This window comes from Planotetraspora silvatica (assembly GCF_016863315.1).
GTDB lineage: Bacteria > Actinomycetota > Actinomycetes > Streptosporangiales > Streptosporangiaceae > Planotetraspora > Planotetraspora silvatica.
This window is the reverse complement of sequence record NZ_BOOQ01000036.1, coordinates 31,485-45,036: the sequence shown is the minus strand read 5'-3', so window position 1 is coordinate 45,036 and position 13,552 is coordinate 31,485. Positions and strand designations below refer to the sequence as shown.

9 protein-coding genes are annotated in these 13,552 nt (G+C 68.1%); 6 read left to right on the top strand and 3 right to left on the bottom strand.

Going from position 1 to position 13,552, the window contains the following annotated elements:
• Positions 1–162: 162 nt before the first annotated feature.
• The 4 genes from Psi02_RS26295 (at position 163) to Psi02_RS26280 (ending at position 4,382) form a co-directional block, all read left to right on the top strand.
• Complete coding sequence (locus Psi02_RS26295; protein WP_203978333.1) at positions 163–996, top strand: helix-turn-helix transcriptional regulator; 834 nt, start codon at positions 163–165, stop codon at positions 994–996.
• Positions 997–1,050: 54 nt separating this feature from the next.
• Positions 1,051–1,494, top strand: coding sequence for a type II toxin-antitoxin system PemK/MazF family toxin (locus Psi02_RS26290; RefSeq protein ID WP_203978332.1), 444 nt, complete (start codon positions 1,051–1,053; stop codon positions 1,492–1,494).
• Positions 1,495–1,728: 234 nt separating this feature from the next.
• Positions 1,729–3,255 (top strand): dolichyl-phosphate-mannose--protein mannosyltransferase, encoded by a 1,527-nt coding sequence (locus Psi02_RS26285; protein WP_203978338.1) that lies wholly within the window; start codon positions 1,729–1,731, stop codon positions 3,253–3,255.
• Positions 3,256–3,551: 296 nt separating this feature from the next.
• A complete protein-coding gene (locus tag Psi02_RS26280; RefSeq protein ID WP_203978331.1) occupies positions 3,552–4,382 on the top strand; it encodes an NPP1 family protein in 831 nt (276 codons plus the stop codon).
• Between the two features lie 156 nt (positions 4,383–4,538).
• Here Psi02_RS26280 and Psi02_RS26275 read toward each other — a convergent pair whose 3' ends face one another.
• The 3 genes from Psi02_RS26275 to Psi02_RS26265 all read right to left on the bottom strand — a co-directional run bounded on the left by Psi02_RS26275 (position 4,539) and on the right by Psi02_RS26265 (position 8,690).
• Positions 4,539–5,720 (bottom strand): metallophosphoesterase, encoded by a 1,182-nt coding sequence (locus Psi02_RS26275; protein WP_239095166.1) that lies wholly within the window; start codon positions 5,718–5,720, stop codon positions 4,539–4,541.
• Positions 5,721–5,850: 130 nt separating this feature from the next.
• Positions 5,851–7,218 carry a sensor histidine kinase gene (locus Psi02_RS26270; RefSeq protein WP_203978330.1) on the bottom strand — a complete coding sequence of 456 codons (1,368 nt, stop codon included), beginning with the start codon at positions 7,216–7,218 and terminating at the stop codon, positions 5,851–5,853.
• Positions 7,215–8,690: a sensor histidine kinase gene (locus Psi02_RS26265; RefSeq protein ID WP_203978327.1), complete on the bottom strand. Its 1,476-nt coding sequence runs from the start codon at positions 8,688–8,690 to the stop codon at positions 7,215–7,217. The genes Psi02_RS26270 and Psi02_RS26265 overlap by 4 nt, the downstream gene beginning before the upstream one ends.
• A gap of 461 nt (positions 8,691–9,151) precedes the next feature.
• On the opposite strand from Psi02_RS26265, the gene Psi02_RS26260 reads away from it, so the two are divergent.
• Positions 9,152–12,016 carry a helix-turn-helix transcriptional regulator gene (locus Psi02_RS26260; protein ID WP_275415256.1) on the top strand — a complete coding sequence of 955 codons (2,865 nt, stop codon included), beginning with the start codon at positions 9,152–9,154 and terminating at the stop codon, positions 12,014–12,016.
• A 290-nt stretch (positions 12,017–12,306) separates the two neighbouring features.
• Positions 12,307–13,530, top strand: a complete 1,224-nt coding sequence (locus tag Psi02_RS26255) for a PAS domain-containing sensor histidine kinase (protein ID WP_203978322.1) — start codon at positions 12,307–12,309, stop codon at positions 13,528–13,530.
• The last annotated feature ends 22 nt before the right edge of the window (positions 13,531–13,552 follow it).

Here is a 13,552-nt window from a genome sequence, read left to right as displayed (position 1 = left end):
CGGGTGGGCACTGCGGGTGGGCACTGCGGGTGGGCACTGCGGGTGGGCACTGCGGGTGGGCACTGCGGGTGGGCACTGCGGGGGAAACATCCCTGACCACGCATTCGTTGTAAACGGCGCGACTGTGCCGTCATCTGAGACCTCGCAGAGGAGGACCGAGCCGTGGACCGGGCCCGACTGGCCGACTTCCTGCGCTCCCGCCGGCAGGCGCTGCAGCCCGAGGACGTGGGACTCCCCCGGGGCCGGCGACGACGTACCGACGGCCTGCGCCGCGAGGAGGTCGCCGTGTTGTCCGACATGTCGGCCGACTACTACAGCAGGCTGGAACAGCAGCGCGGGCCGCATCCGTCGGAGCAGATGCTCGCCGCGCTCGCCCGCGGCCTGCGCCTGTCCCTCGAGGAACGCGATCACCTGTTCCGCCTCGCGGGCCACGCCACTCCGCGACGCGTCCCCCGTACGGATCACATCGAGCCGGGCATGATGCGCATCTTCGACGGGCTCGAGGACGCCGCCGCCCAGGTCGTGAACCATGTCGGGGAGACGCTGACGCAGACACGGCTGTCGAAGGCGCTGATCGGCGACGAGAGCGCGCACACCGGACCGGCGCGCAGCCTGCACTATCGGTGGTTCACCGATCCGGCTACGCGGTCGATCTATCCCGAGGACGACCACCCGATCCACAGCAGGCTGATCGCGGCGAACCTGCACCGCGTGTACACGCGCGACGGCACGGACTCCCGCGCCGCCGCGATCGTCGACGCCCTGCTCGCCGAGAGCCCCGAATTCGCGGCGATCTGGCGCGAACACCCGGTCACCGGCTCCTACTGCCCGCCCAAACGGGTGCTGCATCCGCAGCTCGGCCTGCTCGAGTTGCACTGCCAGACACTGCACGACCCCGACCAGTCCCAGATGCTGGTCGTCTACACCGCGACCCCGGGAAGCGAGAGCTACGAGAAGCTCCAGCTCCTGTCCGTGATCGGCGCGGGGCTGGAGTGAGGACGGGGAAGCCCCGGGAAAACCTCGGCGCGGGGTGCCGTTAGGCTGCGGGGCATGCGTGATCACGGCGAGGATCCGCGCCCCGCTCACGGCGCGGTCCGAGAGGTATACGACGTGGAGCGGGCCGCGGCCCTGGAGTACTCCCCCGACCTGGACGGCCTGGCCGACCCCGGCGAGATCGTGTGGGCCTGGGTCCCGTACGAGGAGGACCCGGCGCGGGGCAAGGACCGGCCGCTGCTTCTCGTCGGCCGTCATGGACGCCGGGTGCTGGGCATGATGCTGACCAGTCGCGAGCCCGACCGGGGCTACGAGGACGAGGCGCTGGAGCTCGGCTCGGGCACGTGGGATCGCGAGGGCCGGGACTCCTACCTGCGGCTGGACCGGATCTTCGAACTCGACGAGGACGACATCCGCCGCGAGGGCGCCATCCTGGACGGGGAGAGGTTCGCCCGCGTCGCCGCGGTCCTGCACCGCCGCTACGGCTGGCGGTTCGCGTAGTCGGCTCGCGTCGAGCCGATCCAGCCGGTCGGTCGCGTAGCCGGCTCGCATCGAGCTGAGCCGGCCGGTCGGTCGCCCGCGCGAGATGCGAACTCTCAGCATGGAGATCGGCCCCACTACGATGGCCGCGTGGCATTGAGAGATTCCCCGCCCCTGCCGCCTGAGCAGCGGCAACGCAATGCCGCCGACACAGGTGACCGCGATCTCACAGTGCGTGGCCGGCTGGTTCCGGAGATGCGAGGGCCCGCCCTGTGGGGCTGGCTCGGGCCGTTACTCGTCACTGCTTTCGGCGCCTATCTGCGATTCTTCCGTCTCGGAGAGCCCAAGGCAGTCGTCTTCGACGAGACTTTCTACGCCAAGGACGCGTACGCGCTCATCCGGTTCGGCGTAGAACAGTCGACGCTGGGCACGACCGAGAATCCCATCGCCGACACCCGACTCCTGGCGGGGAACACCGATGTTTTCGTGCGCTGTCCTCCGCAGCCTCTTTCGGAGTGCGCCTCCTACATAGCCCACCCGCCGCTGGGCAAATGGATGATCGGCCTGGGGGAATTCCTCTTCGGGATGACGCCCTTCGGATGGCGCGTCATGGCCGCGCTGGTCGGGTCGCTTTCCATTCTCATCCTGGCCCGTACGGCTCGCCGCATGACGCGTTCGACGCTTCTCGGTTGCCTCGCGGGATTCCTACTCGCTCTGGACGCCCTGGAATTCACGTCGAGCAGATTCGCTCTGCTCGACGTATTCCTGATGTTCTGGATCCTGGCCGGGTTCGCCTGCCTCGTCGTCGACCGCGACAGATACCGTGAGCGGATCGCGGACTGGCACGAGTCCGGCGGGTCACCCGCGGACGGCCCGTCATTGGGTGTCCGGTGGTGGCGGCTCGGGGCGGGACTGTGCCTCGGCGCGGCCTGCGCCGTCAAATGGAGCGGCGTCTTCTTCCTCATCGGATTCGCGATCATGTCGCTGGCCTGGGACGCCGGAGCCCGCAAGGCAGCCGGGATCCGCAGGCCGTACTTCGGGACGCTCCCGGGCCACCTGCCAGGCGCCTCCGTCATGCTGGGCGTGGTCCCCGGCCTCGTCTATCTCCTTTCGTGGACAGGCTGGTTCGCCTCGGACAGAGGCTACGGCCGCAACTGGGACCAGGCCACATCGGCCGGCCCCGTCTATTTCGTCATCGACTCGCTTCGGTCGTGGTGGGGTTACCAGACGAGTGTGCTGGGTTTCCACACCGGGCTGAAGACCAGCCATCCCTACATGTCGGAGCCGTGGAGCTGGCCGTTGCTGCTGCGGCCCGTCCCCTATTTCTATGAGTCGGAAAAGGGGTGCGGTTCCGCGAATTGCGCCCAGGCGGTGCTGGGGACCGGAACGCCACTCATCTGGTATGCGGCGATAATCGCGCTCGCCGGCATGATCGTCTGGTACACCGCATCCCGTGACTGGCGCGCCGGTGCGGTTCTGCTCACCTACGCGGTGGGCTGGTTGCCGTGGTTCTACTACGCGGTTTCCGATCAGCGGACCATGTTCCTGTTCTATGCGCTGCCGATGGTTCCGTTCATGATTCTCGCGATCGTCCTCGCGGCCGGAATCATCATCGGCCGCGTGCAGGCCTCGCCGTTCCGGCGGACGTTGGGGGCAGCCGCCGTGGGCGCGTTCACGCTGCTGGTGCTGGTCGATTTCTGGTGGCTCTACCCGGTGCTCACCGCGGAGAACATCCCGTATGACTCCTGGCATGCCCGCATGCTCTTCCCGTCGTGGATCTGACGAATACACGCCTGCCTCGACTTTCGGCGGACGCCGGCGAATGACCATTCCTGTCCTGCCGCACGGATTCCCGGAATAACGCTCAGATGAAGCCGGCTCTCGGCCGCCCGCATCGCCCGGCCTCCCCGCATGGGCGCACTCGACGCCGAAGGTTCACGCGTCCTTAAACTCCGGCTTATTTCAACCTTGACTCCAGGGTGTCAAGATCCTACCGTGATCCTTGATCAAGGTGCAGAACGTCGCACCCCTCGGGGGCCATGGCCATTTCAATCTCCCAGGAAATATGAGGAGGTTCGATGCGACAGGTGTCTCCCGGGGAGTCGGCGGACAACACACCTTCGGTCAGGAACCGGCGCCGGCGCCGGTTCGGAAAGCTGTCGTTCTCCATCCGCGCCCTCGTGGCCGCCATCGCGATGCTCGTCGTCTTCCCCGGCGTGGCCTTCGCGGATCCGCCGTCCGCCCTCGACTGGGCGGCCCCGTGGCCCGACCGCATTTACGAGCCGGGCTTCGACTACGACGGCGACGGCTGCTACCCCACTCCGGCGATCGGGCGCGACGGGACGATCGCTCCCGGCCTGTCGCTGGGCGGGGCCGAGAACGGCCACTGCCGCGACTCGTGGGATCTCGACAACACCAACGCCTATTCGCGAGTCAAGTGCAACAACGGCTGGTGCGCGTACATGTACGCGCTCTACTTCGAGAAGGACCAGGCGGCACTGGGCCCCGGTAGCGCCGGGCACCGGCACGACTGGGAGCACGTCGTGGTCTGGGTGCAGGGCGAGTGGGGCATGTACGTTTCCGCGTCCGCGCACGGCAAATACTCGACTCGCGCGAGGAACGACATTCCCTGGGACGAAACCGGAAAGCACCCGCTGATCGTCTACCACAAGGACGGCGTCAGCACGCACTGTTTCCGTTTCGCGAATTTCGGCGAACAGCCGGAGAATCACAAGGGATGGTGGCAGTGGCCGCCGTTGATCGGCTGGGACAATTACCCGCCCGGCTTCCGTGACCTCCTGGTCAACCACGATTTCGGCAGCGCCCAATTCGGACTCAGGGACGGCTGGTTCGAGGGCGAGCTCGCGAAGGCCAAGCCGTCCGGCATCCCGTTCGACCCCTACGCCTGAGCCGTACACCAGGGCCACATGGAGAAACGGCCACCGCGTGATCATTTATCGATCACGCGGTGGCCGCGGGCCCTCCGGCCTCAGAGGCGCGGTCACGGGCCACCCAAGTGCCTGACGACGGTGGTCGCTTCGAAGCGGTGCCTGACGCTTGTCGATCTACGCCGCGTGGAGCGTGAGCACGGTGATCTCGCTCGGCGCGAAGACCCTGAACGGCGGTCCCCAGAAGCCGGTGCCCCGGCTCGTGTAGAGCTGGGTACGGTCCCCGTGCCGGCTCAGGCCCTGGACCGTGGGCTGGTCGACGCGCACGAGGAAATGGAAGGGCCAGATCTGGCCGCCGTGGGTGTGCCCGGAGATCTGCAGATCGACGCCGTGCGCGATGGCCGCGTCGATCTGCTTCGGCTGGTGGGCGAGCAGCAGTACGGGAAGGTCCGGGTCGGCTTCCGAGAGCGCCGCAGCGTGGTCGGCATGGTGGCCGGGGCGCCCCGAGGACGCGGCGGTCGCGTCGTCGACGCCGGCGACGACGAGTCGGGAGCCGTCGCGCTCCACCACGATGTGCCGATTGTGGAGCGGCTCCCAGCCGAGTTCCCGCATGTGGTCGAGCCAGCCCTGTGCCTCGCCGAAGTACTCGTGGTTCCCGGTCACATACGTCCTGGCCAGCCGGGCACGGACGTCGCCGAGCGGCGCGGCCTGCTCCCGTCGTTCCGACACCGTACCGTCGGCGATGTCTCCGGTGTGGCACACGATGTCGGCATCGAGTTCGTTGACGGCCGCGACGACCCCGGCCGACCATCGGGCCCGGTTGATCGGACCGTAGTGCGTGTCGGTCAGCAGGACGACCCGGACGCCGTCCAGGCCTGTGCCCAACCGGGAGATCGTGACGTCCACCCGCCGGACGCGGGGCACGCGCATCGCCTCGGTGTACCCCCAGAGCAGCAGCACGAGCGACACGACGGCGCTCGCGGCGGCGACGACCCGGGACCGGGCCGGGTCCGCGACACCGGCGACCACGAGTGCGAGCCGCAGCACGTTGCCGAGCAGCGCCCAGACGAACGTCACCCAGATCACGCCGAGGATCGTGTCTCCGGCGCGTGCCGCCCAGTCCCGGCGGCGGCGACCGTGCCCGAGATACATGAGCGCGGGGAACGCGGCGAGCGCGCCGACGAACACGATCGTGCCGGCGACGACGACGGCCGTCGGCCACCGCGTGTCGGCGACGACCAGCGTCCACCACGGCACACCGAACAGCAACGCCAGGACGGCGATGATCGTCACGCCGAACAGCAACGGCCGCAACGATCGCCTCGCCGGCGCCGCCTGCGCCGCTTCACCAGCTGACACTGCCGGACTCCTCGGGTTGTGGGTGCGTGAATCATGACACCTCGGACACCCTGCCGACCATACGCGCCGGCCGCCACTCGGTCGGGATCGAGATCAGGGACGCGCGACGGGATCGGAGACCCGCCGGGCTCTAGGGGGACAGCGGCAGACGGATGACGAAACGTGCACCGTGTGGGCTGTCCTGGATGGTGAGCGTACCGCCGTGGCTCTCGGCGATCCGCCGGGCGATGGGGAGGCCGAGGCCTGCGCCTCCCGCACTTCGGCTCCGGGCGGTGTCGAGCCGGGCGAACGGCTGGAACACCATCTCCCGCTGGCCGTCGGCGACTCCCGCGCCGTCGTCGAGCACCTCCAGTTCCGCGGTCTCCCCCGGGAAACGCGGGTCGCCGTCCGCGCGCCGTACAGTGATCGTGATCGTGGAGGCGGCATGGCGCTGCGCGTTCTGGACCAGATTGCCGATCAACTGGCTCAGCCGCACTCGATCACCGCTGACGGTCACGCCCGTCGCCAGATGCCGGACGACCTTCTTGTTCAGTCGGTGGTTCTTCAGCTCTGCGGCGACGAGCTCGGCCAGGTCCATGGTCTGCCGCTCAAGCGGTACGCCGGCGTCCAGTCGCGTCAGCTTCAGCAGGCCGGATGCGATCGACTGGAGCCGCTCCACGCTGGGAAGCACGGCGTCGCACAGCTTGGCCAGGTCGATGTCGTCCGGCGCCAGGCGGGCGTCCTCCATCTGGGCGCGAATGGCGGTGATCGGGGTGCGCAGTTCGTGGGAGGCGTCGGAGCAGAATCGTCGCTGCTGCTCCAGCACGTCCTCCAACCGGTCCAGTGTCTGGTTGACGCTGCGGGCCAGCCGGTGGATCTCGTCTTTGGCCGTGGGGACCGGGACCCGGCGGCCGAGGTCGGTGCTCTGGATGTGGTCGAGTTGCGCCCGGATGGCGTCCACGGGTTTGAGCGATCGGGTGACGGTGTGCCGCGCCCCGTAGGCCACCGCGATCGTGAAGATGACCGTTCCTGCGATCAAGAGGGCCATCACGCCTGGATAAATGTAGAACGGGATGGTCGGTGCGGCGCTGTAGACGGTCCAGTCGCCGTTGTGGAACACCTGCTGTGCGACCACGATGTGGCAGCGGCCCTCGGTGAAGATGGAATGGCAGACGACGGCGCTGGCCACCCGGTGAGGGGGCTTCGGTGTGAAGTGCGCCATCGCCGGTTGGTGCTGCAGATCTCTGGTCGCCGCGACCACCTTCCCCTGAGGATCGACCACCTGGACAGGGCGGATCAGGTTCTGCGGGATGGGGGGAAGCGGATTGATGAGTTTCCCCCGATCAACGTAGTAGGCGGTCAGCTCCCCCACCGCGGTCACCTCTTTGGTGAGGTTGCGGGTGGCCGCCTTGTTGATGGTGAGCAGCAGGACAGTGGAGAAAAGGATGCAGAGCAACCCCACCACCACCCCGGTGAACAGCGCCAGGCGGCCTCTGATCGAGCAGTTTTCGAGCCTCACGACGGCCCCCGTCCACGTGGAAGGGCGCGGGGCAGCCGGAGGACGAAACGCGCGCCGCCGCCGGCGCTTTCCTCGACGCTGAGCGTCCCACCATGCGCATGGGCGATGTCCCGGGCGATGGCGAGGCCGAGGCCGGTGCCGTCGCGGTCGAGCCGGCGCGCGTCGTCCAGCCGGGTGAGACGGTGAAACACACGTTCCCTGTCGGCGAGCGCTATGCCCGGCCCGTCGTCACTGACGGCGAGCTCGACGGCGGCGTGGGCGACGTGCACGTCGACGCTCACCTGGTGCGTGCAATGCCGTTGGGCGTTGTCCAGCAAGTTGACGAGCAGCCGGCTGATCTGGGTGGGCACGGCGTTGACGGTGCTGTCGGGTGCGAGCCGGAGCCGTACCGGGCACTCGTGCGACCGTCGAGAGATCTCGGTCCGGACGAGCGTCGCGAGATCCAGCTGCCGCCGCTCGGCGACCGGACAGGCCCCCACACGAGCCAGGAACAACAAGTCGTCGATGATCGCCTGGAGCCGCTCCACCCGGCCCGACATCGTCGCGACCAGGTCGGGCAGCCGAACCCCGGAGAAATCCTGTCGCGCCACCTCCAACTGCACGCGCAGCCCGGCGATGGAATTGCGCAGCTCTTGGGATACGTCTGAGGCGAACTGCCCCTGGGATCGCGCGAAATCCTGGAGCTCTTCGTTGGCCTCCTGCAGCCGCTGCAGGACATCGTTGATCGTCCGGCACAGACTGGCGACCTCACGCGCGCCGTCCGGTTCGGAAACGCGGGTGCGCAGGTCGCTGACGTCCATCACGGCCAGTTCGGCGCGGACCATGTCCACGGGGCGCAACACGCGACTGGTCGCCCTCCAGGTGGCCCACGCGGCCAAGGCGATCAGCTCGACGGCCTCGATCATCAAGATCAGATGGAGAGATCCGGGTGACAGGAACTCCCGCATCGACTGTCTGCCGGACTCTGCGGCAGGCGCGGCGACCCCGTAACGGCCCATCTCCACGGTTCGGGTCCGGCCGGCGTCGGCGCCCCGCGAGTGCAACCGCTCGGGTGCCGTTTCGGAGTGCACCTCACTGACGGCGGGCGCGGCCACGTTCGACCATCGGGCGGCGCGTGTTTGGTCCGTCGCGTACATCCCCACCCCCGTGACAAGGAGGGTGAGGAGGGTGAGGACGGCCACAGCGGTGGTCAGCAGGGTGACCTGCCCCCGGATCGACCCCGGCCTGCATCGGATGACCCGCATCGGTGACCTCGTAGGCGGAGCCTTCGCCCCGTGACGCCGGTGCTCGTCGGCATCGACCTCGCCGGGCGCGAACTGCCCGGAGTGCGTCATCTCACGGGGTGTGAGATCGACCCTCCGATCCCGTGATCTGCCAGTCAGCAGATGCGCGAGGCCCGTGGCGATCGCCACCCACGTGAGCAGGGCGACCAGGGGCCACATGAGTATCAGCCAGTTGTCGTGCAGATCCAACGTCGCCATCCTTTTCGAACGGAATTCGAGGGGGATGCCAGGTTCTGAGCAGGTCGGGGGTCACCACCTCTGCCGCTCCCTTTCGCGCCTCAGCCGAGGGGATCCTTCCGTGTCACTTCACCGAGACGAGCGAACGGTACGAGCCTGACCTGCGGCGAAAGGCCGTGTATCGCATATTCATGCGTGGTTGCCCCTTTGTGCCACCGGCGTTCGGCCACCGATCTGACGCCCCGTTGGGGCGGGCTTGATCCAGACTTGACGGACATCCGCGATCGGAGGTTCGTCCCCGGAACGATGTCGCATGATTGAGCGCGAGGAAGAGAAAAGCCGGGGCGAGAGCTCGCATTCCCGGGCGGACGACGGCTTTCCTGGCGAAAACGCCGACATAGGGGCGGAGAAGCCCGTGAATCTCCGCCACCCGCATACTTGACACCGCTGACACCTGGGTAGTTCATTGATTTATGGGCGGTTCGTCCCATAATGACCATGAAGCTGCTGGTGAGCCCGGTTTTTGTGGATCATCGCGGCTTGGTTGGCGTGGCCGCGCCCGGGAGTGGAAGCTTGTCGTCGGTTTGCTGCAGGCGGCCAAGGTCGGCCGGGGTGGGATCGTACTGGTCGAGGGCCGGTCGGGCGCCGGAAAGAGTCGTCTGCTGGGCATGGCCGTCGCCGCGGCGGCGACGGCGGGGTTCGGGGTCGCCCAGGGCGCGGCGGACGAACTGACCCAGCTGATACCGCTGGCCCCGCTGATATCGGCCCTCGAGCCATCGGGCCGCACGCTTCCCGCCGACGACTGCCTGGCCCTCGCAGGTCCGGCCGATCAGCGGTTGCTGCTGGTGGAGCGACTGCTGGGACCGCTGGAGCAGCGGGTGGCCCAGGGCCCGATGCTTCTCGCGCTGGATGACGTGCAGTGGGCCGACCCGATGACCTTGGTGGCGCTGCGGTCGATGACCAGAGATCTCGCCTCCTATCCGCTCGTCTGGATGCTGACCCGTACGACCGGCAGCGGCGACTGTCCCCGCCTCAACCGTCTGTTCGACGTGCTGGAACGTGATGGCGCGATCCGGATCACGCTGGAGGCGCTGGACGAGCGAGCGGTCGCGGACGTCGTCACCGATGTCCTCGGCGCGGCGCCCGAGCCGGACGTGCTGGCCTTGGCCGGCATAGCGGACGGCAATCCCTTCCTGCTCGTCGATCTCCTTGAGAAGCTCAAAGGCGAGGGCGTGTTCCACATCGCCGATGGTCACGTGGGGATGGATTCCGCGCGGCTGCCGAGAGCTCAGGTCGTCACGCAAGAACGCCTGAACGAACTGTCCGAACGGACCAGGCATCTGCTCCAGGTCGCCGCGGTCCTGGGCCGCTCGTTCTCGGTGAAGGATCTGGCCGAGATACTCGGCGAATCGACCATCGGTCTGTTGCCCATGGTGGAGGAGGCGATGTCGGCGGGCATCGTCGAACCCGCCGGAGACCAGCTGACCTTCCGCCACGACCTGCTGTGGCAGGCGGTGGTGGGGACCATCCCCACCCCCGTACGGCAGGCCCTGCATCGCGACGCGGGAGAGATGCTGCTCAAACGCGGCGGATCGGCTGTTCCCGCCGCGGCGCACCTCATTCACAGCGCCGGTCGCGGTGACGAGTCCGCGCTACGCGGACTCGGCCAAGCCGCGCGCGAGGTCCTGCGCTCCTCACCCCAGACCGCCGCCGACCTCGCCCTGCGGGCGCTCGAACTCAGCGACCCCGCTGACCCTGACTGGGTCGGTCGTGCCGCCACGGCGGCCGACGCGCTGACGGCCATCGGCCGGCTGCCGGAAGCGGCCGATCTCGCCCGTGGCGCACTCAGCAAGGCACCGCCCGCCCAGGCCCCCCACCTGCGATGCGCCCTGGCGTACATCCTGCTGCTGAGCGGCCGACCGGCAGACGCGGTAGCGGAGGCCGAAAGCCTGCTCACCCAGCACGACGTCCCCGATGACCTTCGCGGCATCGCCGAATGGACCGTGTGCTGGGGGCTGATCTGCCTGAATGACTTCGGGAAGGGGCGTCTGCGGGCCGAGTCGGTTCTCGCCGAGCGCGAGCGACACACCGATGCCGCCGTCGTCGGAGCTCTCCTCCTGCTCGCCCGATTCGCCGTGGCCGACGGGCGGGTCGCCGACTCGTTCGCGCACCTGCACGAAGCCCTGCAGATCGCGAACAGCGGCACCGTTGAGGCCATCCAGCGCCCGTACACGCGCCTGCTGCTGAGCCTCAACTGGAGGGCCATGCGCCAGTTCGAGGAGTCCGACATCGCCATCCAGGCCGCCGAGGAGGAGATCAAAGCCTGCGGGCTGACCGTGCTCGCCGCACAACCTGCCCTGTTCCGCTCCGTTGTGAAGCTGGCCGCCGGTCGACTCGACGATGCCGCCGCCGAGGCCCAGGCCGGGCTGATGATCGCTGATGAGCTGGGCACCCACGGGTTCATCCGGGTCGGGGTGTCCATGCTCGCTCTCATCGCCATGCGGCGCGGTGACATCGACGCCGCGGTCCGGCACATCGAGCGTTACCACTCCATAGACGCCGCGCCCGGAATGTTGTTCGGGTCGGTGTGGGAAAGGTGGGTGATGGCGGCGGTGGTCGAGGCCCAAGGCGATCCCGACCGGGCAGTCGACATACTCCACGCCATCTACACCGACAAGGAGGAGCGGTGCTGGGCGCTCCTCACGACACCCCTCACGGCCGCCTGGATGACCCGGCTGGCGCTGGCCACGGCGAACCGCCCGTATGCGCAGACCATCGTCGACACGGTCGAATACCTGGCCCAGAGCAACCCCGACTTCCCCGCCCTCGCCACCACGGCCGCCCATGCCCGCGGCATTCTCTACAGGGACCCCGGCGCGTTGGCCTCCGCCGCCGCCGATCAGCCCGAACCGTGGGCACGCGCCTCGGGCGCGGAGGACCTCGGCGTCCTCCTGTCCACCACACCCGGCGCCTCCGCACGTGAGCAGGCCATCGCCAGCCTGGATCAGGCGCTCGACGGTTACGAGCACATCGGTGCGCTCCGGGACGCGGCCCGCGTGCGAGCCCGGCTCAGGGCACTGGGCGTCCGGCGGCGTCACTGGGCCCAACTCCAGCGGCCGGCCTTCGGATGGGACAGCCTCACCGATACGGAACGCGCGGTGGCCGTGCTGATCGCCAGAGGGATGACCAACCGTCAGGCCGCGGCGCGGATGTTCTTGTCGCCCCACACCGTGTCCACCCACCTTCGCCGGATGTTCAGCAAACTCGACATCGCATCCCGCGTCGAACTGGCCTGCATCGTCGCCGAAGAATGCCCAGACCTCCTCAAGGACACATAGCGTGCGGCTTGCCAGGCAGCCGGTTTCGACGGCGCCGGAAAGATCGACAGTCGATGGAGGTTCAAACGTCGACACACAGCGCATATCAGTCAAAAAGGCAATATCGGAAAGCTCCGGCGCTGCCGGGGCTCGAGCGATTCCGGGACGGGATGCGCTTCATCCCAGATCAGCCTGGTGCGGCTAGGAGGTCGACCTGCCTGCGAGTCCAGCAGGGAGGACAGACGGGCCGATGACCTGTGGCCCTTTCTCGTCGCCTAACTTTGGACGTATAGGGGTTGAGGTGAGGCGCGGTGACGGATTCAGAGGTCGACTACCGGGCGGTGTTCAAGGCGCTCGCGGCCCCGTTGCTGGTGCTGACGCCGGACTTCACCATGGTGGCGGCCAATGACTCCTACCTCAAGGTGACCAAGCGGAGCCCGGCGGACTTGTACGGCCGTTGCTTCTTCACCGTCTTCCCCCCCAACCCGAACGCTCCCAACGATCCCGGCGAGGAGGGCCCGGAGGGTCTGCGTGCCTCGTTGGAACGGGTGCTGGCCACCGGACAGCGGGAGACCATGGCGCTGCAGCGGTACGACATCGAGGTGAGCGGCAGACCGGGGGTGTTCGAGGAGCGGTACTGGAGCACGATCAACACTCCCGTCCTGGGCCCTGACGGTGAAGTGCAGCTGATCGTTCACCGAACCGAGGAGGTGACAGGCTTCCTCCTGCAGTTGAGGCGGTTCGGCGAACGCGGCGTCTCGGGAAGAAGAGCGGAACTGGAGGCGATGAGAACCGACGTGTATGTTCGCGCCCGCGAACTCCAGGACCTCAACGAACGGCTCACGCGGGCGGACAGGGAACAGCGCCAGACCACGTCGGCGCTGCAGGAGGTCATCGAACGGCAGCGGCGATTCGTCTTCGACGCCTCCCACGATCTTCGTAACCCGATCACCGGGCTCCTGACCGAGCTTGAGGTCGCGATTTCAGAACCAGACGTCGGCCTGCACCAGATACTGCGCAAACTGCTGCTGGACGCCGTACGGCTCAATGACATCGTCGCCGATCTGCTCGAACTCGCACGCCTGGACACCGCGACGCCCACCGAACCGGTCGACCTGGCCGATCTCGTGCTGGACGAACTGGAACGCCGCCCTCTGACCACCACCGTCCTCGTCCGGCTCGATCAGCAGGTGGTGGTGCGCGCCTCCCGGATCCGGCTGGTCCGGCTCCTGAACAATCTGCTCGCCAACGCCGAACGGCACACCAGGACCGCCATCGACATCATCGTCACCGCCGACCCGCCGGACGCGGTCCTGGAAGTCATCGACGACGGACCCGGCATACGCCCGGCCGACCGCGAAAGAGTCTTCGAACGGCTGTGCCGCCTGGACGACGCCTACCTCCTGGACCCCGGCGGCTCCGGGCTCGGCCTGCCCATCGCCCGTGATATCGCCCATGGCTACGGCGGTGACCTGTACGCCGCCGACAACACCACCGGCGCCCGCTTCGTCCTGCGCCTCCCCCTCGCCGCCTAGCCTGGGCTTGCGCAGAAGGCAG

Excerpts from the sequence above, each read along its gene's own strand:
- Psi02_RS26290 (WP_203978332.1), top strand. The coding sequence starts at position 1,051 with ATGCGTGATCACGGCGAGGATCCGCGCCCCGCTCACGGCGCGGTCCGA.
- Psi02_RS26285 (WP_203978338.1), top strand. The coding sequence starts at position 1,729 with ATGCGAGGGCCCGCCCTGTGGGGCTGGCTCGGGCCGTTACTCGTCACT.
- Psi02_RS26280 (WP_203978331.1), top strand. The coding sequence starts at position 3,552 with ATGCGACAGGTGTCTCCCGGGGAGTCGGCGGACAACACACCTTCGGTC.
- Psi02_RS26260 (WP_275415256.1), top strand. The coding sequence starts at position 9,152 with ATGGGCGGTTCGTCCCATAATGACCATGAAGCTGCTGGTGAGCCCGGT.